21 protein-coding genes are annotated in these 20670 nt (G+C 69.2%); 13 read left to right on the top strand and 8 right to left on the bottom strand.

All coding sequences use genetic code 11. The features are described 5' to 3' along the window. Positions 1–24 precede the first annotated feature (24 nt). Both QSK35_RS31810 and QSK35_RS31805 read right to left on the bottom strand, forming a co-directional pair. Complete coding sequence (locus tag QSK35_RS31810) at positions 25–915, bottom strand: glutamate ABC transporter substrate-binding protein (protein ID WP_285751301.1); 891 nt, start codon at positions 913–915, stop codon at positions 25–27. 37 nt (positions 916–952) lie between these two features. Continuing rightward, complete coding sequence (locus tag QSK35_RS31805; protein ID WP_285751415.1) at positions 953–1681, bottom strand: amino acid ABC transporter ATP-binding protein; 729 nt, start codon at positions 1679–1681, stop codon at positions 953–955. 161 nt (positions 1682–1842) lie between these two features. Here QSK35_RS31805 and QSK35_RS31800 point away from each other — a divergent pair, with 161 nt between their 5' ends. Continuing rightward, positions 1843–2520 (top strand): response regulator transcription factor, encoded by a 678-nt coding sequence (locus tag QSK35_RS31800; RefSeq protein WP_285751300.1) that lies wholly within the window; start codon positions 1843–1845, stop codon positions 2518–2520. After that, positions 2517–3911, top strand: coding sequence for a sensor histidine kinase (locus tag QSK35_RS31795; RefSeq protein ID WP_285751299.1), 1395 nt, complete (start codon positions 2517–2519; stop codon positions 3909–3911). The genes QSK35_RS31800 and QSK35_RS31795 overlap by 4 nt, the downstream gene beginning before the upstream one ends. On the opposite strand, the gene QSK35_RS31790 is transcribed toward QSK35_RS31795, so the two are convergent. Continuing rightward, positions 3901–4791 (bottom strand): TAXI family TRAP transporter solute-binding subunit, encoded by an 891-nt coding sequence (locus tag QSK35_RS31790; protein WP_285751298.1) that lies wholly within the window; start codon positions 4789–4791, stop codon positions 3901–3903. The two genes, QSK35_RS31795 and QSK35_RS31790, sit on opposite strands and share 11 nt — an antisense overlap. A gap of 80 nt (positions 4792–4871) precedes the next feature. On the opposite strand from QSK35_RS31790, the gene miaB reads away from it, so the two are divergent. Further along, positions 4872–6338, top strand: a complete 1467-nt coding sequence (gene miaB / locus QSK35_RS31785) for a tRNA (N6-isopentenyl adenosine(37)-C2)-methylthiotransferase MiaB (RefSeq protein ID WP_285751297.1) — start codon at positions 4872–4874, stop codon at positions 6336–6338. Next, positions 6335–6814, top strand: a complete 480-nt coding sequence (locus tag QSK35_RS31780; RefSeq protein WP_285751296.1) for an Rv2732c family membrane protein — start codon at positions 6335–6337, stop codon at positions 6812–6814. The genes miaB and QSK35_RS31780 overlap by 4 nt, the downstream gene beginning before the upstream one ends. A gap of 62 nt (positions 6815–6876) precedes the next feature. Here the strand turns inward: QSK35_RS31780 and QSK35_RS31775 are convergent, their stop codons facing one another. Next, positions 6877–8190, bottom strand: a complete 1314-nt coding sequence (locus tag QSK35_RS31775) for a DUF349 domain-containing protein (protein ID WP_285751295.1) — start codon at positions 8188–8190, stop codon at positions 6877–6879. Positions 8191–8360: 170 nt separating this feature from the next. Between QSK35_RS31775 and QSK35_RS31770 the strand changes: the two genes are divergently transcribed. Genes QSK35_RS31770 through dapF form a run of 3 tightly spaced genes read left to right on the top strand, consistent with a single transcriptional unit; the run spans position 8361 to position 10734 of the window. Further along, positions 8361–9047, top strand: coding sequence for a class III extradiol ring-cleavage dioxygenase family protein (locus tag QSK35_RS31770; protein ID WP_285751294.1), 687 nt, complete (start codon positions 8361–8363; stop codon positions 9045–9047). After that, on the top strand, positions 9044–9949 hold the full coding sequence (gene miaA / locus QSK35_RS31765; protein WP_285751293.1) for a tRNA (adenosine(37)-N6)-dimethylallyltransferase MiaA: 906 nt from the start codon (positions 9044–9046) through the stop codon (positions 9947–9949). Before QSK35_RS31770 ends, miaA begins: the two co-directional genes overlap by 4 nt. Then, positions 9937–10734: a diaminopimelate epimerase gene (gene dapF, locus QSK35_RS31760; protein ID WP_285751292.1), complete on the top strand. Its 798-nt coding sequence runs from the start codon at positions 9937–9939 to the stop codon at positions 10732–10734. Before miaA ends, dapF begins: the two co-directional genes overlap by 13 nt. On the opposite strand, the gene QSK35_RS31755 is transcribed toward dapF, so the two are convergent. After that, positions 10707–11588, bottom strand: a complete 882-nt coding sequence (locus QSK35_RS31755; RefSeq protein WP_285751291.1) for an SMP-30/gluconolactonase/LRE family protein — start codon at positions 11586–11588, stop codon at positions 10707–10709. The two genes, dapF and QSK35_RS31755, sit on opposite strands and share 28 nt — an antisense overlap. Further along, complete coding sequence (locus QSK35_RS31750) at positions 11581–12822, bottom strand: MFS transporter (RefSeq protein WP_502881748.1); 1242 nt, start codon at positions 12820–12822, stop codon at positions 11581–11583. Before QSK35_RS31750 ends, QSK35_RS31755 begins: the two co-directional genes overlap by 8 nt. Before the next feature lie 55 nt (positions 12823–12877). On the opposite strand from QSK35_RS31750, the gene QSK35_RS31745 reads away from it, so the two are divergent. Genes QSK35_RS31745 through QSK35_RS31735 form a run of 3 tightly spaced genes read left to right on the top strand, consistent with a single transcriptional unit; the run spans position 12878 to position 15757 of the window. Further along, entirely contained in the window at positions 12878–13366 is a 489-nt protein-coding gene (locus QSK35_RS31745; protein WP_285751290.1) for an ArsR/SmtB family transcription factor, read from the top strand. Positions 13367–13394: 28 nt separating this feature from the next. Further along, complete coding sequence (hflX, locus tag QSK35_RS31740; RefSeq protein ID WP_285751289.1) at positions 13395–14816, top strand: GTPase HflX; 1422 nt, start codon at positions 13395–13397, stop codon at positions 14814–14816. After that, a complete protein-coding gene (locus QSK35_RS31735; protein WP_285751288.1) occupies positions 14813–15757 on the top strand; it encodes a hypothetical protein in 945 nt (314 codons plus the stop codon). The genes hflX and QSK35_RS31735 overlap by 4 nt, the downstream gene beginning before the upstream one ends. Here QSK35_RS31735 and QSK35_RS31730 read toward each other — a convergent pair. Then, positions 15754–16815: a cytochrome P450 gene (locus QSK35_RS31730; RefSeq protein ID WP_285751287.1), complete on the bottom strand. Its 1062-nt coding sequence runs from the start codon at positions 16813–16815 to the stop codon at positions 15754–15756. The genes QSK35_RS31735 and QSK35_RS31730 overlap by 4 nt on opposite strands. Positions 16816–16894: 79 nt before the next feature. Here QSK35_RS31730 and QSK35_RS31725 point away from each other — a divergent pair, with 79 nt between their 5' ends. Further along, positions 16895–17587, top strand: a complete 693-nt coding sequence (locus tag QSK35_RS31725; RefSeq protein ID WP_285751286.1) for a GbsR/MarR family transcriptional regulator — start codon at positions 16895–16897, stop codon at positions 17585–17587. A 96-nt stretch (positions 17588–17683) separates the two neighbouring features. Here the strand turns inward: QSK35_RS31725 and lexA are convergent, their stop codons facing one another. Then, positions 17684–18349: a transcriptional repressor LexA gene (gene lexA / locus QSK35_RS31720; protein WP_285751413.1), complete on the bottom strand. Its 666-nt coding sequence runs from the start codon at positions 18347–18349 to the stop codon at positions 17684–17686. A gap of 582 nt (positions 18350–18931) precedes the next feature. On the opposite strand from lexA, the gene QSK35_RS31715 reads away from it, so the two are divergent. Continuing rightward, the gene (locus QSK35_RS31715; protein WP_285751285.1) at positions 18932–19288 is read left to right on the top strand and encodes a peptidase inhibitor family I36 protein; all 357 of its coding nucleotides are present in this window, start codon (positions 18932–18934) and stop codon (positions 19286–19288) included. Beyond that, positions 19285–20661, top strand: a complete 1377-nt coding sequence (locus tag QSK35_RS31710; RefSeq protein ID WP_285751284.1) for a chymotrypsin family serine protease — start codon at positions 19285–19287, stop codon at positions 20659–20661. The genes QSK35_RS31715 and QSK35_RS31710 overlap by 4 nt, the downstream gene beginning before the upstream one ends. The last annotated feature ends 9 nt before the right edge of the window (positions 20662–20670 follow it).

Here is a 20670-nt window from a genome sequence, read left to right as displayed (position 1 = left end):
GAGTCCACCGGCCGCGAACAGCGATCAGTACCGGTCAACAGCCGGGTGCTGCGCCTTCGCACCGGACTTGCCGAGCGTGGCGTCGTAGATCTTCTGCCAGGTGCCGTCGTCGAAGGCGGCCTGCAGCACGTCGTTGAACTTGGTGCGCAGCGCCTTGTCGTCCTTCGCGACACCGATGCCGTACGGCTCGTTCGAGAACGTCTTGCCGACGACCTTCAGCTTCTCGGGCTCCTGCGAGGCGTAGCCCTTGAGGATCGCGTCGTCGGTGCTGACCGCGACGACCTCACCGTCGAGGAGCTTCTGGACGCACTGCGAGTAGGACTGGAACTCGACGATGTTCTCCGGCTCGACGAGGCCCTTCTCCTTGAGGTTCTTCACCGGCGTCGAGCCGGTCGCGGAGCACACCTTCTTGCCCTTCAGGGTGTCCGGACCGGTGATGTCGGAGTTGTCCTTCTTCACCAGCAGGTCCTGACCGGCCTGGAAGTACGGGCCGGCGAAGCCGACCTTCTCCTTGCGACCGGCGTTGATCGTGTAGGTGCCGACGTAGTAGTCGATGTCACCGTTGATGATCGCCTGCTCGCGCGCGGCGGACTGGATCGTCTTGAACTGGATCTTGTCCTCGGCGAAGCCCAGCTTGGCGGCCATCAGCTTGGCGATCTCGATGTCGAAACCGCTGTACTTGTTGGTCGTCGGGTCCTTGTAGCCCAGGCCCGGCTGGTCTTCCTTGACGCCGATGATGAGGTTGCCCCGCGCCTTGACCTTGTCGAACGTCGGGGAACCCTCGACCTTGACGTCCTTCTCGACCGTGAACAGACCGGTCGAGCCACCCGTGTCGCCGGGGGTGCCCTCCTTGCCGCACGCGGTCAGGGCGAGACCACCTGCCAGCAGCAACGCCGCAAGGGTGCGAACCCTCATCGTCCTTCTCCTGCCTTGTCAGTTCAGCTAGCGGACTTCAGTGCGTCAGGATCTTGCCAAGGAAGTCCTTCGCGCGGTTGGACTTCGGCGCCGAGAAGAACTCTTCCGGGGTCGAATCCTCGACAATCTCGCCGTCGGACATGAAGATGACCCGGTTCGCGGCCTTGCGTGCGAACCCCATCTCGTGGGTCACGACCAGCATGGTCATGCCCTCCTTGGCGAGGGTCGTCATCACGTCCAGCACCTCCTGGACCATTTCGGGGTCCAGCGCGGAGGTCGGCTCGTCGAACAGCATCACCTTCGGGCGCATCGCGAGCGCGCGGGCGATCGCGGCTCGCTGCTGCTGGCCACCCGAGAGCTGGGCGGGGAACTTCTCCGCCTGGTTGGCGATGCCGACTCGTTCGAGCAGCTCCATCGCGGTCTTGCGGGCCTCGGCGGCCGCGGTCTTGCGCACCTTGACGGGCGCCAGCATCACGTTTTCGACGATGGTTTTGTGTGCGAACAGGTTGAAGGACTGGAACACCATGCCGACATCCGCGCGGAGCCGGGCCAGTTCCTTTCCTTCGGCCGGCAGCGGCTGACCATCGACCTCGATGGTTCCTGAATCGATCGGTTCGAGCCGGTTGATGGTCCGGCACAGGGTCGACTTGCCGGAACCCGACGGCCCCAGCACGACCACGACCTGCCCCTTCGGCACTTCCAGCTGCACGTCCTTGAGCACGTGCAGGGGGCCGAAGAACTTGTCCACACCCGCCATGCGAATCATCGGCGGGGTAGAGGCGGCAGTCATCCAGTCCTCCATATTGGGGGTCGTCGGCGCTGGCGGAAACCTAGAGTTGTGCCACCACACCAGTCCAGGACATTGAGCAAGACTTAGGGTCTCAACTCTGTCACAGGCTGACGTCGGTTGCCCGGGAGGTCCGAAAAGTGCGCGTGCTGCTCGTCGAGGATGACGATCGGGTAGCGGAAGCGTTGCTTCCCGCCCTGACCAGGCGGGGTTTCAGCGTCGACCGGCAGGCCACCGGCAGAGGCACCCTCGACCGGCTCAACGGGATCGACGTCGTCCTGCTGGATCTGGGCCTGCCTGACATCGATGGCGTCACGCTGTGTCGCGCGATCCGTGCGGCCAGCGATGTGGCCATAATCGTCGTCTCAGCTCGCGGAGAAATAGACGACCGGATCCTCGGGCTGCACGCCGGCGCGGACGACTATCTGGTGAAGCCGTACGACGTCGGCGAGCTCGTGGCGCGCGTGCACGCCGTGCGGCGGCGGCGCGGCTCCGACCCGGTGGGGGTCGGCGCGTCGAGCACCGAGGTCTTCCAGACCGGTGACGTGCGGGTCGACCTCGGCCGGCACGAGGTCACCGTCGCGGGTGAGGCCGTGTCGCTGTCGCGCAAGGAGTTCCAGGTGCTCGCCCTGGTCATGGCCGCGGGCGGCGCGGTGTGCACGCGTGAGCGCATCCTGGCCGAGGTGTGGGGCCGCACGTGGTCCGGCGCCAACCGGACGCTCGACGTCCACGTCGCCACGCTGCGCACGAAGCTCGGCCGCCCGGCGTTGCTCGAAACCGTGCGCGGGGTCGGGTACCGCCTGGGCCAGAACCAATGAGGTCGCGCCTGCTCGGGGTCGTGCTGGCGCTGATCGTGCTGGTGCTGGTCGGCCTCGGGCTCCCGCTCGGGCGCAACGTGTCGGCCGCGGAGCAGCAGGAGCTGTTCCTCGACCGGCTCACCGACACCAGCCGGTTCGCGTCACTGGCCGCGCGGCCGCTGATCGACGACAAACCGCAGCAGCTGCGCGAGGAGCTGGAACGCTACGACGAGCTCTACGGCATCGGCGTCGCCCTCGTCGGGCGCGACAAGCCCGACCGTCCACTCGTGACGTCGCGCGCGGGCCTGCCGTTCACCGAGACCATGGTGCAGGACCGGGTGAAGGAGGCGATCGCGGGACGGCTGCCGTCCGCGCCCCCGTTGTTCATGCCGTGGAGCGCCACGGAGATGATCCTGGCCGAGCCGGTGCTGGTGGACGGCGAGGTGCGCGGCGCGGTCGTGACGTTCTCGCCGACCGGCAAGACGCGCCTGGAGATCCTGGGCTGGTGGGCGTTGCTGCTCGCCGCGTCGCTGCTGGTGCTGGCGCTCGCGGTGCTGCTCGCGCTGCCGGTGGTGCGCTGGACGCTGCGGCCGGTGCAGGCGCTGGACGAGGCGACCGGCAAGCTGCTCGCGGCCGTCGTCGCGGGCAAGCCCGTGCCGCCGGTCGACGCCGACCACGGGCCGCCCGAGCTGCGGCAGCTCAGCCGCTCGTTCGACCAGATGGCGGTGAACGTGAGCGACGTGCTGGCCGCGCAACGGGCGTTCGTCGCCGACGCGTCGCACCAGCTGCGCAACCCGTTGACGGCGTTGAAACTCCGACTGTCCAACCTGGAGGGACACGTCGACTTCGAGGCCGAGGTGCACCAGCGGGAAGCGCTTTCGGAGACCGACCGGCTGAACCGGATCCTCGACGAGCTGCTCGCCATGGCGCGCGCCGAGTCCAGCTCGGTCGACCCCGTTCCGGTGAACGTCGACCAGTCGGTCGCCGAGCGGCTGTCCGCCTGGCAGGCCGCGGCCGCGGCCAAGGAGGTGCACCTGGTCCTGGACGGCGAACCCGGCGGCACCGCGCTCGCGCCGCCGCGCGGCGTCGAGACCGTGCTCGACGCGTTGCTCGACAACGCCCTGAAATTCACCCAAGAGGGGACACTTGTCGTCGTCGACGTGCGTCGCACCGACGGCGTCGTGCGGCTTTCGGTGACCGATCACGGGCCCGGCTTGCAGCCCGACGAGCTGGAGCGCGCCACGGACCGGTTCTGGCGCAGCCCGGCGCACCAGAACGTGCCCGGATCGGGTCTGGGCCTGTCGATCGTGCGGCTCGTCGTGGAACGGGTTGAGGGAGCCGTCCGGCTGGAGTCGCCGGACGAGGGCGGCCTGCGGGTCGTTGTCGAGCTGCCTGCGGCGCCTACACCTTGATGTCCCGGTAATAGCGCATCGCGCCGGGATGCAGCGGGATCGGTGACGTCTCGATGGCGCTGCGCCGCTCGATCGTGCGGGCCGCCGAGTTCGCCCGGACGAGCTCCGGCTGCGCGGTGAAGAGCTGGCGCACCAGCGCCTCGGCCACCTCGTCCGACATGGACTCAGTGGCGAGCAGGAAGTTGCGCACCACCAAGGTCGTCACCGGGCCGCCGGTGAGCTCGTAGGTGGACGCGGGCAGCGTCGCCGACCCGTAGACGGGGTACTGCTCCAGCAACGCGGGGAGATCCGCGCTCAGGTCGAGCATGCGCACGCCCAGCGACTTGGTGAGCATGGAGATCTGCGGCGTCGGCAGACCGCCGGACCAGAAGAACGCGTCGAGCCTGCCCTCCTGCATCGCCCTGGCCGACGCCTCCAGGTTGAGGTGCAGGATGTTCGGCGTGACCTTCACGGACTCCAGCACGCGGTTCGCGATCAGCTCCACTCCGGAGCTCGGCTCGCCGATGGAGACGCGCAGCCCGCCGAGTTCCCTCAGCGTCTTCGCCTGGACGTCCGCCCTGACGATGATCTGCAGGTAGTCGTCGTGCATCCGCGCGAGCGCCCGCAGTTTGGCCGCGCCGACCATGTCCGTCGCGTCGGCCTGCGAGAACCCCACGTCGGCCTGGCCGTTGACCAGGCGTTTGACGTTGTCGACCGAGCCCGCGGTCGCGACGACCTGCGGCCGCGCGATGCCGAGCCGTCCGCTCCAGATGTCCGCCAGCGCGTTGCCGAGTGCGTAGTACACGCCGGTCTTCCCGCCCGCGGCCATCGTGAGCTTGACGTTCTCCAGCGTGCTGCTGCAGCCGCTGAGCACCGTCCCCGCCACGGCCAGCAAGGTCATCGCGGCATGTACACGTCCAAGCACCCGCGCATCGTCGCACGCGGGCGTTCTACGCTTGCACCGACGAAAGGTTGGTTGCAGTGACCCGCAGTTACCAGATCCGCACGTTCGGTTGCCAAATGAACGTGCACGACTCCGAGCGCCTCGCCGGTCTGCTGGAGGACGCGGGCTTGTCCCCGGTTTCGGGTGACGAGCAGGCGGACGTCGTCGTGTTCAACACCTGCGCGGTCCGCGAGAACGCCGACAACAAGCTCTACGGCACGCTCGGTCACCTGGCGCCGTTGAAGGCCGCGAACCCGGACATGCAGATCGCCGTCGGCGGCTGCCTGGCCCAGAAGGACAAGGGCGAGATCGTCCGCCGCGCGCCGTGGGTGGACGTGGTGTTCGGTACGCACAACATCGGGTCGCTGCCGGTGCTGCTGGACCGCGCCCGGCACAACCGCGAGGCGCAGGTCGAGATCCTCGACTCGCTGGAGACGTTCCCGTCCACGCTGCCCGCGCGCCGCGACTCGGCCTACTCGGGCTGGGTGTCCATCTCGGTCGGCTGCAACAACACCTGCACGTTCTGCATCGTGCCGTCGCTGCGCGGCAAGGAGAAGGACCGCCGGCCAGGCGAGATCCTCGCCGAGGTGTCCGCGCTGGTCGCCGAGGGCGTGCTGGAGGTGACGCTGCTCGGGCAGAACGTCAACTCCTACGGCGTCGAGTTCGGCGACCGGTACGCGTTCGGCAAGCTGCTGCGGTCGTGCGGCTCGATCGAGGGCCTGGAGCGCGTGCGGTTCACCTCGCCGCACCCGAAGGACTTCACCGACGACGTGATCACCGCGATGGCCGAGACACCCAACGTCTGCCACTCGCTGCATATGCCGCTGCAGTCCGGTTCGGACCGGCTGCTGAAGGAGATGCGGCGGTCGTACCGGTCGGCGAAGTACCTGGACATCCTGTCTCGCGTTCGCTCGGCCATGCCCGACGCGGCCATCACGACGGACATCATCGTCGGCTTCCCCGGCGAGACCGACGCGGACTTCGAGGCGACGCTGGACGTGGTGCGCCAGTCGCGGTTCTCGTCGGCCTTCACGTTCCAGTACTCGAAGCGCCCTGGCACGCCCGCGGCCTCGCTGCCGGACCAGCTGCCCAAGCACGTGGTGCAGGAGCGGTTCGACCGCCTGGTGGCGTTGCAGAACGAGATCACCTTCGAGCTGAACCGCGAACAGGTCGGCCGCACGGTCGAGGTGCTCGTGGCGTCCGGCGAGGGCAAGCGCGACTCCGAGACGCACCGGATGAGCGGCCGTGCCCGCGACGGGCGGCTCGTGCACTTCGCGCCCGGCGACCTGGCGATCCGGCCCGGCGACGTGATCGAGACCGAGGTGACCTACGCGGCGCCGCACTACCTGGTGGCCGACGGCACCGTCCGGTCGTGGCGCCGGACCCTGGCCGGTGACCGGTCCGAGGCGGGGATCAAGCCCCGCACGCCCGGTGTGTCCCTGGGGCTGCCGGGCTTCGGCAAGCCCGCTCCGCTGCCTGCCGTTTCGGGGTGTGCTGCTCAGTGAGCGATCCGGACGACCTCGCCGCATACGGCGAGGAGATCGACGAGGTGGAACGCGACGTCGCCCGGCGGATCGACCCCGGTGCCGGCGCTCTGACGATCGCGATCTCGGTGCTCGCGATCCTGTTGTCGCTGATCATGCCGTGGGTGGGGTCGGTGCGCGGGCTCTCGGTGCTGCTCGGCGACCCGCTGGTCGGCTTCCTGCCCCGGCTGTTCGTGTTCGTGGCGCTCGTCGTGGGTGTGCTCGGATCCGGGATCGGACTCGTCACGCGGCGGTGGGGGATGGCCTGGGTCTGCGCGCTCGGGCTGTTCGCCGGGTCCGTGATCGGCGTGCTGTCGATCTGGTCGCAGCAGACGACGACCAGCAACAAGACGCCGGGGCCTGGGCCTGGGTTCGGGCTGGTGCTGGCCGTGATCGCGGTGATCGTGCTGCTGGTGAAGTGGCTGCGCATCGCCGCTTCCCGTCCGCCACGCCTGTAAGACCGTTAGGGGCACCCTTGCGACATCAGATGTCGCAAGGGTGCCCCTAACGGCACTTCTGACTAGCGGGTGGCGAGGGCCTGCTCGGCGGCGGCGAGCCACTCGCGCCACTGGGCGGCCTGCGCCTCGGCCTGCTCGGCCCGGCGCTTGTCGCCCGCGGCACGTGCTTTGGTCGCCTTGGCCTCGAACTCCTCGACGCGCTCGCGGAACTGCGCGACGCGGGCCTCGGCCTCGGGGTCGGAGCGGCGCCACTGGGCGTCGACGGCCGTGCGGACCTTCTCCTCGACCGCGCGCAGCTTGCCCTCGAGCTCGCGGATGCGCTCACGCGGCACCTTGCCGATGGCGTCCCAGCGCTCCTGGATCTTGTACAGGTGCTGGCGGGCCGACTCGAGGTCGTGCGACGGGTCGATCTGCTCGGCCTCGGCCAGCAGCTCTTCCTTCAGCTTCGCGTTGGCCGCGAACTCGGCGTCACGTTCGGAGAACGCCTCGGACCGCTTCTGGAAGAACGCGTCCTGGGCGGCGCGGAAGCGCTGCCAGAGGGCGTCGTCGGCCTCCTTGGGCGCACGCCCGGCGGCCTTCCACTCGACCATCAGCTCCTTGTAGCGACCGGCCGTGGGGCCCCAGTCGTCGGAGTCGATGAGCTTCTCGGCCTCCTCGACCAGCTCCTGCTTGCGGGTCTTCGCGACCGAGCGCTGCCGGTCGAGGTCCGCGAAGTGGGAGCCGCGGCGGCGGTTGAACGCGTCGCGGGCCTTGGAGAACCGGCGCCAGAGCTGCTCGTCGGTCTTGCGGTCGACACCGCGGATCGTCTTCCACTCGTCGAGGATCTGGCGCAGGCGGTCGCCCGCGACCTTCCACTGGGTCGACTCGTTGGCCAGCGACTCGGCCTCCTCGACCAGCGCCTGCTTGCGGGCCACGGACTGGGCGCGGGCGGCCTCCTTGGCCTCCTTCGCCTTCTCCAGCCCCACCTCGGCCCGGGCGAGCACGTGGTCGACGCGCCGCGCGAGCGCCTCGAGGTCGCCGACGACCGCGGCCTCCGCGAGGGTCTCCTTGACGTGCTTGGCGCTCGTCATCGCGTGCTTGGGGTCGCCCGCGCCCGACTCGAGCCGCGTCACCAGCAGCTCGACCTCGGTGCGGATGTCGTCGAACCGCCTGGCGAAGTGCGCGAGTCCCTCGGTCGGCTCACCGGCCTGCCACGAGCCGACCGCGCGTTCACCGTCGGCGGTCTTCACGTACACGGTGCCGTCCGCGTCCACGCGGCCCCAGCGGTCAGGGTGGTCCGATGCCACGGGAACGGCCGGAGGCGTCGCCTGCACGGTCTCCTTCGGCGTTTCCTCGACTACACCCTCAACCGAAGGTGTGCTGTCCTGCTCCGACATCGCCGGTTTCCTCCCATCTGGTGCCCGTGCCAGCCACGAGCGCCCCGCCAGCGGCGAGGCCGATGCGTCCGGGTACCGGGGGTTCCATAGTCCCCAGTACCCCGCGCGCATTCAAACAGGTCAGAGCTCGACTCGGTACTGGGAGTCCACGATAGGTAGCCTGGTTCGTCGTGATCACGCGTGCCGCGGTCGTCCCGCACCCGCCCCTGCTCGTCCCCGAACTGGTCGCGGGAGCCGCCGCCGAAACCGCCGAGCTGCGGGCCGCAACCCTTGCGGCGGCAGGAGAACTGCCTCGCCGATGGGTCGCCGTCGCGGTCGACGACGCGGGTCCAGCACGCTTCGGACCTGCCACGAACGGAACTTTTCTCGGTTATGGCGTCGATGTGAAGGTGTCACTGGGGGGTGACGGACCTTCCGCGACCGATGTTCCGCTGCCCGTGCTCGTGGCGGCCTGGCTGCGGGAACGCTGCGCAGCCGAGGTGTCACACGTCGAAGTCGTCCCCCGTTTCGTGTCGTCGGCCGAATGTGTCTCAATTGGACGGCGCCTGGACGACGAACCCGGCGAGGTGGGCCTGCTCGTACTGGGCGACGGTTCGATCCGCCATGGTTTGCGCTCGCCCGGCGGAAACGACGAGCGTTCGGGACCGTTCGACGAGCACGTCCACCGGCTGCTCAAAACCTCTGACACCGACGGGATTCTGGCCATCGACCTCGATCTGGCTCGCGAGCTCGGCGCGCAGGGCGTGCCGGCGTGGCAGGTGCTCGCCGGAGTGCCGGGACCGTGGCAGTGCACGCGTGCCGAGTTCTACGCGCCCTTCGGCGTCGGCTACCACGTCGCCGTGTGGGAGCGCTCGTGATCACGCCCATCGCGGTCGTCGGTCCCACCGCCACCGGCAAGTCCGACCTGGCCGTGTCGCTCGCGCTGCGGTTCGGCGGTGAGGTCGTCAACGCCGACGCCATGCAGCTCTACCGCGGCATGGACATCGGCACCGCGAAGATGTCGCTCGCGGAACGCCGCGGCGTGCCGCACCACCTGCTCGACGTCCTCGACGTCACCGAGACCGCGTCGGTCGCCGCCTACCAGCGCGACACGCGGGCCGTCATCGAGAAGCTGCTGGATCTCGGGAAGCCGCCCATCCTCGCGGGCGGCTCCGGGCTGTACGTGCAGGCCGTGCTCGACGACCTCCGCTTTCCCGGCACCGACGACGCCGTCCGGGCCAGGTTGGAGGCCGAGCTTCTCTCGGCCGGCGCGGGCGTGCTGTACGAGCGGCTCGTGTCGTTGGACCCGGTCGCGGCGGCGGCGATCCTGCCGTCCAACACCCGCCGGATCGTGCGTGCGCTGGAGGTCATCGAGCTGACCGGCGAGCCGTTCTCCGCTCAGCTCCCGAAACCCGGTCCCGCGCGCTACGGCACCATCCTGATCGGGGTCGACCGCGAGGTGTCCGAACTGGACTCGCGCGTTGACCGCCGCGTGGACCTCATGTTCGCTGATGGTTTGGTGGACGAGGTGCGCGGCCTGCTCCCGGACCTCCGGTCCGGCAAGACCGCCTCCCGCGCGCTCGGGTACCAGCAGGTGCTGTCCGCATTGGACGGTGAGTGCACGATCGACGAGGCCGTTGCCGAGACGAAGCGCGCCACCCGCCGGTTCGTGCGCAGGCAGCGCTCGTGGTTCCGGCGGGACGACCGGACCACCTGGCTCGACGGCTCCCGCGAAGATCTTTTGGACGCGGCAAGTAACCTGGTCACGTGGAGTTCGTGAAGGGGCACGGCACGGAGAACGACTTCGTGATCCTGCCCGACCTCGAAGGCAAGCTGGACCTGACCGACGCCCGCGTGCGCGCGCTGTGCGACCGCCAGCGCGGTCTCGGCGCGGACGGCGTGCTGCGGGTCGTGCGAGGTGATGCCGGCCAGTGGTTCATGGACTACCGCAACGCCGACGGCTCGATCGCCGAGATGTGCGGCAACGGCGTGCGTGTGTTCGCCAGGTACCTGGTGGACGCCGGCCTGCAGCCGGAGGGCGAGTTCGTCGTCGACACCAGGGCGGGGGAGAAGCCCGTCGTCACGCACCCCGATGGCTCCGTGACGGTCGACATGGGCCCGGCCAAGGTCGTGGGCGCCTCGCTGGCGGCCGTCGACGGCCGGGGCTTCGCCGGCGTCGCCGTCGACATGGGCAACCCGCACCTCGCGTGCGTCACCGACGTGCCGGTCGACGAGTTCGACCTGACCGTGCCACCCGGCCACGACCCCGCGATGTTCCCGCACGGCGTGAACGTCGAGTTCGTCAACGTCCTCGACGAGGGCGCCCTGCGCATGCGCGTGCACGAACGCGGCGTGGGCGAGACCCGGTCCTGCGGGACGGGGACGGTCGCCGCCGTCGCGTCCTGGCTGTGGGGCATCGGCCAGAGCTCCGGCAAGGCGACCGTCGACGTGCTGGGCGGTCAGGTGACCGTCGTGATCGAGGGAACGACGTCCACGCTGACCGGCCCGGCCGTGCTGGTGGCCCGCGGTGAGCTCGATCAGGCCTGGTGGGACTCGATCCGGTAGGTCTCCAGCTTCCCCTGGCGTTCGGCGGCCGCGATCCGCGGATGTGAGTCGGGCGCCGTCACGCACACCAGCGTGTCGCCGACGACGGCGACGGCGAAGCACGGCTGCGTCGTCTCCACGCGGTGCGTCACCTTCCCGCCCTCGGTGACGCGGTACGCCGCCGCCTGCAGTGCCGGCGCGACCCAGATGCCGTCGCCGTCGGCACAGGTGCCGTCGGGGGCGATCCCGTGTTCCTTGACGTCGGCCCACACCCGCCGGTTAGACAGGGTGCCGTCGTCGGCGACGTCGAACGCCGTCAGCCGGAAGGCGATCGTCTCGGCGATAACCAATATATTGGATTCTGCATTCTGTATACGGACCGTGCCGTTGGGGAACTTCAGGTCCTCGGCCGCGACGACGACGTCGCCGTCGGGCCTGATGAGCGCGAGCGACGCGCCCGGCGGGTCGTAGGACGGGTCGAGCAGCGCGGGGATGCCGACCTCGTCGATGAGGCCGTGCAGGTCGAAGCCGAAGTTGCCGACGTAGGCGCGGCCGGCGTCGTCGACGAGCATGTCGTTCGCGTGGAAGGATGCAATATGCGATATATCGCCGTGCTCGACGAGCTCGCCGGTGGGTTCCAGGCGCAGCACGCGGCGGTCGAGCATGGAGACGACGAGCATGCGGCCGTCGGGAAGCCAGCCCAGTCCGGACGGCTGGCCGTCGACCGTGCAGACGAGTTCGTCGTCGCCGGTGTCGATGTCGATCGCGCGGACCTCGTGCGCATAGAAGTCGGAGTAGAACAACCGTCCGTCGGGTCCGCACCGGGGTCCTTCGCCGAAGTAGAGCCCGTCCCGCAGCACGCTTGTATCAACCATGGGATTTGACGCTAGAGATCTCCGGTATGTCGCGCATCGTCCTCAACGGTGACAGCACGACCCACAGACTCGCGAGCGTTCCGCCGATCGCCGACACCCACAGCGTGCCGACGATGCCGATCCACTCGCCGATCACGCCACCGGCCAGCGCGCCGATCGGCTGCGCGCCCCACACGACCCAGCGGATGCTGGCGTTCATCCGGCCGAGCAGGTGGTCCGGGCAGATCGCCTGCCGATAGCTGACCTGGGCGATGTTGTAGACGATCACGCCGTATCCGAAGACGAATACCGAGGCGAGCGCGAACCCCATCCGCAACCCCGGCCCCGCGAGCGGCATGAGCAACGGCGCCGGCGACGTCACCACCATCGACACCCAGATCAGCCGCGCCTGGCCGACCCACTTCTGCACGCGCGTCGCGGTCAGCGCACCGAGCACACCGCCGAGCCCGCCGAAGCTGAACACCAGGCCCGCCTGCGCCGCCGTCAGGTCCAGCGTGCGCACCAGGAACAGCACGAGCACGGCCATCCGCACGCCGTTGAACAGGTTCGCGGTGCCGGTGCAGCCCACGATCGCCCGCAGCGTCCGGTTCGAGAACACGAACGCCAGGCCCTCCCGGACCTCGCGCACCAGGTTCGGCGACTCGTGCCGCACCGGCGTGGGCTCGGCCGCGCGAATCCGCCACAGGAAGAACGCCGAGCTCAGGTACCCGACGCCGGTCGCGAGCACCGCGTTCGCCGCGCCCAGGAACTGCACCGCGAAACCGCCGAGCCCCGGCCCGGTCACCTCGACCACCGAGGCGCTGGCCTGCAGCTTCGCGTTGCCCTCGACCAGGTGGTCCCGGCCGACCAGCGATGGCAGGTACGACTGGTACGCGACGTCGAAGAACACCGTGCACACGCCCAGGAACAGCGCCATGACGATCAGGTGCGGCAGCGTCAGCGCGTCCAGCCACCACGCGATCGGCACGGTCAGCACCAAGGCAGCGCGAAGCAGGTCCATCGCGATCATCAACGGCCGGCGCCGCATCCGGTCCACCCACACGCCCGCGGGCAGCCCGATCACCAGGAACGCGCTCATCAGCGCCGCCTCGAGCAGCCCCATCTCGAACGGCGACGCGTGCAGCAACTGGGCCGCGAGCAGCGGGAACACCGTGTACCCGAGGATCGCGCCGAACTGGCTGATGGTCTCGCCGGTCCACAACCGGCTGAAGTCCTGGTGCCCCCGCAGTGCCATGACACGCAGTCTGCGCCGAGTGATTGGAAACTGTCAATCACTTACACTCGGGGCCGTGCACAGGAGAAAGTCCACGCCGGACGAGGTCGCGGCCCTCAGTTCAGACCTGAGGCTGCGCATCATCCGGCTGACCCACGAGCGGCCGCTCACCAACAAGGAGCTGGCCGATCGGCTCCAGAAGGACCCCGCCACGACGCTGCACCACGTGCGCAAACTCGTCGCGACCGGGTTCCTGGAGGCCCTGCCGGCTAGAGCGGGCAACCGGGGGGCCAAGGAGATCCCGTATCGATCCACCGGGCTCTCCTGGGAACTGGACAACAGCGAAAATATGGTCGCCGTCGGGCAGGCGATGCTGCACGCTTTCCTGGGCGAGGTCGCCGATGTCGGCGTCGGGGAAGTGGACATGACCAGGCTGGTCGTGCACGCCGACCCCGAGGAACTGAAACGGCGTCTCGAAGCGTTGATGAGAGAGCTGGCCGAAGAGCCGGCGGATCCGGAAGCCCCCCGTGTCGCGATCTACCTCGCGGTGTATCCGGGGGAGTGACTCCGATCCATGGGAAACTGAAGGGCAAATGACGGAAAACATCGAATGGGACGACCTGTCCACCGGTGAGTTCGAACTCGCCGAACGTGCCGCGCTTCGCCGGGTCGCCGGGCTCTCGACAGAGCTCGAGGACGTCACCGAGGTCGAGTACCGGCAGCTGCGCCTGGAACGGGTCGTGCTGGTCGGTGTGTGGACCGAGGGGACCGCTGCGGACTCCGAGGCCTCGCTCGCCGAGCTGGCGCGACTCGCGGAGACCGCCGGTTCGGAGGTGCTGGAGGGCGTCGTGCAGCGGCGCGACCGCCCCGATCCCGCGACCTACATCGGCTCCGGCAAGGTCACCGAGCTGCGTGACGTGGTGTTGTCCAGCGGCGCGGACACGGTGATCTGCGACGGTGAGCTGTCGCCGGGCCAGCTGCGCCAGCTGGAGGAGAAGCTGAAGGTCAAGGTCATCGACCGGACCGCGCTGATCCTGGACATCTTCGCGCAGCACACGTCCTCGAAGGAGGGCAAGGCCCAGGTCGAACTGGCCCAGCTGCAGTACCTCATGCCGCGCCTGCGCGGTTGGGGTGAGACGTTGTCCCGGCAGGCCGGTGGCCGGGCCGGTGGCGGCAACGGCGGTGTGGGTCTGCGCGGTCCCGGTGAGACCAAGATCGAGACGGACCGGCGGCGGATCCGCGCGCGCATCTCCAAGCTGCGCCGCGAGATCGCCGCGATGAGCGTGATCCGGGAGACCAAGCGCGGCAAGCGCGTGGCGAACGAGGTCCCGAGCGTCGCGATCGCGGGCTACACCAACGCGGGCAAGTCGTCGCTGCTGAACGCGTTGACGGGCGCGGGTGTGCTGGTGGAGGACGCGCTGTTCGCCACCCTCGACCCGACGACCCGCCGGGCGCTCACGCCGGACGGCCTGGCGTACACGCTGACCGACACGGTCGGGTTCGTGCGGCACCTGCCGCACCAGCTGGTCGAGGCCTTCCGGTCGACGCTGGAGGAGGTCGCCGACTCGGACCTGCTGGTCCACGTCGTCGACGGCTCCGACGGCATGCCGGAGAAGCAGGTCACGGCGGTGCGCGAGGTGCTGCGGGAGATCAACGAGAAGCGCGACGCGCCCATGCCGCCCGAGCTGCTCGTGGTGAACAAGATCGACGCGGTCGGCGAGCTCGGCATGGCGCGGCTGCGGCACCTGTTCCCGGACGCGGTGTTCGTGTCGGCGCACTCCGGCATCGGCATCGACGAACTGCGCACGGTCATCGCGAACCGCGTGCCACGGCCGGAGGTCGTGGTCGAGGCGCTCGTGCCGTACGCGCGCGGCGAGGTCGTCGCGCGGGTGCACCGCGAGGGCGAGGTCCTCTCGGAGAAGCACACCGAGAACGGCACGCTGGTGTCCGCACGGGTCCGCCCGGACCTGGCGGGCGTGCTGGAGCAGTTCTCGGTCAACGGGACGCCTGCTTGATCGCACCACCACCGCCAGTAGACGTGTGCCCGGTCAGCTCGGAGGAGCTGTCCGGGCTCACTTCTGACGGCAAGAACCTCTACGCCGTCGACGACAGCGACGACGGCACCATCAAGATCCAGGTGATGGGCCGCGACTGCGTCGTCAGGCGGACCATCACCGCGCCGGTGAACCCGTTCGACGTCGAGGACATGGCCCTCGCACCGGACGGCAAGCTGTGGCTCGCCGACACCGGCGACAACAACAAGTCCCGCGAGACCGTCGCGATCCACGTCGTGTCGCCCAACGGCTCCGCGCAGCTGTTCCGGCTCACCTACCCGGACGGCAAACACGACGCCGAAGCACTGCTGCTCGACAAGACCGGCACCCCGTACATCATCACCAAGGAGCCCCTCGGTTCCGCGCTCGTGTACCGGCCGGTGGCGCCGTTGAACGCCGCGGCCCCGGTCGCGATGGAACAGGTCGCGCGCGTGTCGCTCTCGTCCACGGACACTCCCGGCGGGCCGCTCGAGGGCACGCTCGACTCACGGCTGGTGACCGGCGCGGCCCAGACCCAGGACGGGTCCGTCGTCGCGTTGCGCACCTACACCGACGCCTACCTCTTCCCGGTCCAGGACGGTGACCTGGTCAAGGCGCTGTCCGGTGACCCGGTGCGGGTGCCGTTGCCCAACGAACCACAGGGCGAGGCGATCGCGTTCGAACCCGACGGCACGCTGCTGTCGGCCTCCGAAGGCGCCGGCACCCCGATCCGCGCGGTCGCGGGGGCGGCGGCGCTCGCGAAACCGCCACCACCCACCACCACGACCACGGTTCCCCCGGCCGCACAGCCGCGCACCGAGGTCGTCTCGTCGTGGGACAACTGGCCGCTCGCGCTCGGCATCGGCGGCACCGTCCTGGCGCTGGCCCTGTTCTTCGGCCTCAGGCTGCGTCGCCGCGCCTAGTCCCACGCGATCGGCAGCTCGAGAATTCCCCTCACCAGCGCGTGCGGCCGCCACGGCAGCTCGGACTCGGCCACGGCCAGCCGCAGCTTCGGGAACCGGTCGAACAACGCCGGGAACCCGACCTTGAGCTCCACACGGGCGAGCTGCTGCCCGATGCATTGGTGGATGCCGTGCCCGAACGAAACGTGGCCTCCGCTCAGGTCCTTGTTCGCGTCCTCGATCGACAACGCGACCGTCTCGCCGGCCCGGACCAGCCGACCGTCGATCTCGACGTCGGCCAGCGCGCTGCGGGCCGTCATCGGGATGATGCTCACCGCCCGCAGGATCTCCTCGACGACGACCTCGGGTTCGGTGCGCAGCCGTTCGACCCGTTCCGGCTCGCGCAGCAGTTCGAGCAGACCGGTCGCGAACACGTTGGTCGTGGTGTCGAGCCCGCCGCCGAGCAGGAACAGGCTCATGTTCGCGATCTCCTCGTCGGTCAGGTCCGACTCGGTGAGCCCGCTGATCAGGTCGTCCTGCGGCTCGGCGCGCTTGCGGACGACGAGCTCGCCGATGTACGCCTGCTGCCGGGCCAGCGCCTCCATCAGCGCGTCGTAGTCGACCATGCTGCCGGTGACGGCGACAATGTCGTCCTGGAACCCACCCCGGTCCTCGTACGGCACGCCGAGCAGTTCGCAGATCGTCAGCGCCGGGATCGGCTGCGCGAACGCCGTGATGAGGTCGGCCGTGGGTCCGTTGCGCTCCATCGCGTCGAGATGGTCTGCGGTGATCTCCCGGATCCGGTCCTCGAGCAGCCGCATCCGGCGGACGGTGAACTGCCCGGTCAGCAGCCTGCGGTAGCGGGTGTGGTCGGGCGCGTCCATGTCGCCGAACAGGCCGGGCGCCGGAGGCGGCGGCTTCTGGCCACCCGTGTCCACCCACGGGTTGTGCATGAGGTCGGGCCGGACGCTGAACCGGTCGTCGGACAGGACGGCGCGGACCGCCGAGCGGCCGGTGGCGAGCCAGCCCTCGTGGCCGTCCGGATAGGTCATGCGCTGGAGTTCCCCCTGTGTTTCCATGACCCGAAAGCTACGTTGCGTTTCAGGTAGCAGCAACGAATCGGTTGCAACAGCGTGTGGGTTAATGCACCCTGTTTCCGTGCCTGGAGGACGGTTGACGCGGCTGGACCGCCAGTTCATCGCGACGGGACTGCGCGAGGGGTTGGGCTACGCCGAGATCGCCCGCCGGTTGCAACGACCGACGTCGACGATCAGCCGCGAGGTGAACCGCAACGGCGGCATCTACGCCTACCGCGCCGACCGTGCGCAGCAGGCGTCGGCGAAACGGGCGCGCCGGACCGCGACCGTCGAACCCATCGAGTCACCGCCGGGCGCCGAGCGCGAGTTCATGGACCGGTTCGTCGAGCTGATGATCAACACCGGCATCCCGAAGACCGCGGCACGGGTGCTGGCGTGTGTCCACATGAGCGACCGCGGCAGCATGACCACGGGGGAGCTGACGCGGCGGCTCGGGGTCAGCCCGGCCTCGATCTCGAAGGCCGTGGCGATGCTCGAGACGACGGACCTGATCCAGCGCACGCGCGACCCCCGCACGCGTCGCGAGCACTACGTGGTCGGAGCCGACGTCTGGTACCAGGCGTGGCTGGCAAGCACGCGGATGAACTTCCGGTGGGCCGAGGTCGGCCGCGAGGGCGCCGCCCTGTTCGGGGCGACGCCCGCGGGCGAGCGTCTGGACCTGATGGCCAGGTTCTTCGAGCACCTCAGTCAGACCATGTACGAGGTCGGCGAGAGCTGGTGGGCGGCGGAACGCACTAAGAGTTCGCGCGGGTAGGCAGGCCTCGCAGATGTGCGATGAGGGGACCCTTCATAGCGGTCAGCGCTTGCGAAGCTCCCCTCATGGCACTTCGCAAGCCATTCCGCGCGACCCTTAAGGCAGGCGACGCAGCACGGTGACGACCTTGCCCAGGATCGTCGCCTCGTCGCCGTTGATCGGCTGGTACGCCTCGTTGTGCGGCAGCAGCCAGACGTGCCCGTCCTTGCGCTTGAACGTCTTGACGGTCGCCTCGCCGTCGATCATGGCGGCGACGATCTCGCCCTGGTCCGCGGTCGGCTGCTTGCGGATCACGACCCAGTCGCCGTCGGTGATGGCCGCGTCGACCATCGAGTCACCGACGACCCGCAGCAGGAACAGCTCGCCCTCGCCGACGATCTCGCGCGGCAACGGGAACACGTCCTCGATGGACTCCTCCGCGAGGATCGGGCCACCGGCGGCGATGCGGCCGAGCATCGGCACGTACGCCGGGGTCGGCTTGGACATCGGGTCGAGGCCGGGGTCGATCTCGTTCGGCAGCATCCCCACCGCGCGCGGGCGGTTCGGGTCGCGGCGCAGGAAGCCCTTCCGCTCCAGCGCGCGCAGCTGGTAGGCGACCGACGACGTCGACGTCAGGCCGACCGCCTCGCCGATCTCCCGCACGCTCGGCGGGTAGCCGAACCGGTCCACCCAGTCGCGGATGACGTCCAGGACCTTGCGCTGGCGCAGCGTGAGGCCCGCGTTGCCGGCGATGTCCGTGACCCGCGCGGGAGTCAGCGGCACATCGTCCGGATTCACGATCGTCTTGCGTGCCACAGTCCAGTCCTTTGTTCGTCGATCTTCAGGTTGGAACGGTAGTCGCACTTCTCGCGCAGATCAAACACCTGTTCGAGCTAAGTGTCGGCGTGTTGTGGATTTCGGCGTCTGCCCGTGGTACAAATTCGCACGGACGTTCGATCGAACCAATGTTCGATCAAGCTGGATGACCTGCAGCGTTAGTTATCGGAGGGCGTCATGGCGGTTCTCGTTCGAACGAGGCAAGAAGTCTCCGACGTCGCGCTCGGACGGCCCCTTCGATCGGGTCCGCGCGTCCTGCCGCGGCGTCCCGCGACGCGCCCACGGCCCGTGGTGGCGGTCGCGCAACGCGAATCACGGTCGTGCGAGGTGCGGCCCAAGCGCGAGTCGACGCTCGAACTGGTGGCCGTCGGCGTGCTGAGCATGCTGACCGTCGTCGTGCTCGGGCTGATGTACCTGCAGCAGTCAGGTGTCACCCCGTAGAACACCGACCGAAGCGAGACCGAAGCCTCACGGAAGTGGGTCTGTCGACGATGCGTCCCGACAGACCAGACCACTTCCGGAGGAAGAATGCCGAAGCACCTGCGCACGGTGCTGTTCACCGGCGCCGCTGCGCTGGCGATGTTCGCCGCCGCACCCGCCGCACAGGCAGCGGACACCTCGTGTGCCGACCACACCGTCTGCCTCTGGCCGCAGCCGGGTTTCCGCGGTGACAAGCTCGAGATCCCGGTCAACGGCCGGGACTGCACGAACGTCCGGCCGTTGCTGCTGGACAACGCCTACGTCGTCCGGTCGCTCAAGGTGGGCACCGGGAGCACGGCCGTCGCGCTGCACACCGAGCGGAACTGCCGGGGCACGCGGTCCGTACGCTACGCGCCGGGTGCCCAGCTCGCGGGCACGAACTTCTCCGCGAAGTCGGTCCGGTGAGAGGCGCCGTCATCGCGACTGGCCTCGCGTTCCTGGTCTCGTTGTCCAGCTTGAGCGTCGCCCACGCCGCCATCACCGGTGACCAGCCCGCGACGAGCACCGCGGTCGCCGTCATCACCCACGACCCGCGCGAAGACCAGGCGGAGCTGACCGGGGGCACCCGCGCCGCGCTCGACGTCGCGATGGACCGCGCGCTGGCCAACCCGGCCGAGCTCGCCATGCCGTTCGCGAAGGGCGACATCGTCTACGCCCCGGTGAAGGCCACGGCGTCGCAGGCGGCCTTCGACGCGGCGGGCGCGCCGATGAGCGTGTCACCGCAGGCGCAGCAGGAGCTCGGGGCGGACGACGGGTCCATTCCGGACGACGGCGTTGTGGACAAGCCGGTGGAGGAAGCGAACCCCGACGAAGCCGCTTTCCAGGCACAGCAGGTAGATCCGCCGTGGATCACCCGGCCGTCGGTGCCGAAGGTGAAGTACGGCTTCGCCGAGCTCGACCAGGTGCAGCAGGACGTTCTCGACCGGACCGATCTGCCGGGCGGCGAACAGCTGCGCACGGCGTACGTCGACGCGCCGAACAACCGTGTGCTGGTCAAGGCGGCGGCGGTGACGCAGGAACTGCGGGAGGCACTTGCCGCTCGGTACGGCTCCGACCGGGTCGCGCTGTACCTGGTGCCGGGCCTGACCGCGCCGGCGCCGAAGGCGAACCGGCAGTCGGACACCAGCCCGTTCTACGGCGGCGCGTACTTCGACGGCTGCACCACGTCGTTCGGCTGGGTGCACCAGGGCAAGTCCTACCTGCTGACCGCAGGGCACTGCACGTCGTTGAACCAGAACGAGTACAACCCGAACGGGCTGCTGGGCAAGGTCACCGCGGACAACTGGAACAACACCACGGGTTCGGTGAAGTGGAACGGCCAGGCCTACTACTCCGGCGACGTCTCCACGATCAAGATGGCCGCCGGCAAGGCGTCGAGCTATCGCGTGTACCGCGGCGGCCACACCTCCAGCGCCTCCCGCGCGGTCACCAGCAAGTGGAACAGCCGTTCGGGCGGCGGTGACCGGTACTGCGTCAGCGGTCAGGTCACCGGCGAGATGTGCGGCTACAAGGTCATCTCGACCAACGTGACCGTCCGCTACCGCGACGGCTCGAAGCTGCGCAACGCCACCGAGGGGCACCGCGACGGCCGATGCACGCAGGGCGGCGACTCGGGTGCGCCGATCTACACGATTCGCAGCGATGGCGGCGTGGCCGCCAAGGGCGTGCTCAGTGGCGGCAGCACCAACACCAGCGGCAGCTGCTGGGACTACTTCACCGACACCTCGCTCGCGGAGAAGGCGCTCGCCGGAGTGCTCCGCGTCAAAACTCCCCGATAACCGAAAGGG

Source organism: Lentzea sp. NBRC 105346 (assembly GCF_030269605.1).
Lineage (GTDB): Bacteria > Actinomycetota > Actinomycetes > Mycobacteriales > Pseudonocardiaceae > Lentzea.
This window is presented reverse-complemented; position numbering and strand designations above follow the sequence as displayed.

What these genes read in the sequence shown, in the direction of transcription:
- QSK35_RS31810 (WP_285751301.1), bottom strand. Translation starts at nt 915, where the DNA reads ATGAGGGTTCGCACCCTTGCGGCGTTGCTGCTGGCAGGTGGTCTCGCC.
- QSK35_RS31805 (WP_285751415.1), bottom strand. Translation starts at nt 1,681, where the DNA reads ATGATTCGCATGGCGGGTGTGGACAAGTTCTTCGGCCCCCTGCACGTG.
- QSK35_RS31795 (WP_285751299.1), top strand. Translation starts at nt 2,517, where the DNA reads ATGAGGTCGCGCCTGCTCGGGGTCGTGCTGGCGCTGATCGTGCTGGTG.
- QSK35_RS31790 (WP_285751298.1), bottom strand. Translation starts at nt 4,791, where the DNA reads ATGACCTTGCTGGCCGTGGCGGGGACGGTGCTCAGCGGCTGCAGCAGC.
- QSK35_RS31775 (WP_285751295.1), bottom strand. Translation starts at nt 8,190, where the DNA reads ATGTCGGAGCAGGACAGCACACCTTCGGTTGAGGGTGTAGTCGAGGAA.
- QSK35_RS31755 (WP_285751291.1), bottom strand. Translation starts at nt 11,588, where the DNA reads ATGGTTGATACAAGCGTGCTGCGGGACGGGCTCTACTTCGGCGAAGGA.
- QSK35_RS31750 (WP_502881748.1), bottom strand. Translation starts at nt 12,822, where the DNA reads ATGGCACTGCGGGGGCACCAGGACTTCAGCCGGTTGTGGACCGGCGAG.
- hflX (WP_285751289.1), top strand. Translation starts at nt 13,395, where the DNA reads ATGACGGAAAACATCGAATGGGACGACCTGTCCACCGGTGAGTTCGAA.
- QSK35_RS31730 (WP_285751287.1), bottom strand. Translation starts at nt 16,815, where the DNA reads ATGGAAACACAGGGGGAACTCCAGCGCATGACCTATCCGGACGGCCAC.
- QSK35_RS31715 (WP_285751285.1), top strand. Translation starts at nt 18,932, where the DNA reads ATGCCGAAGCACCTGCGCACGGTGCTGTTCACCGGCGCCGCTGCGCTG.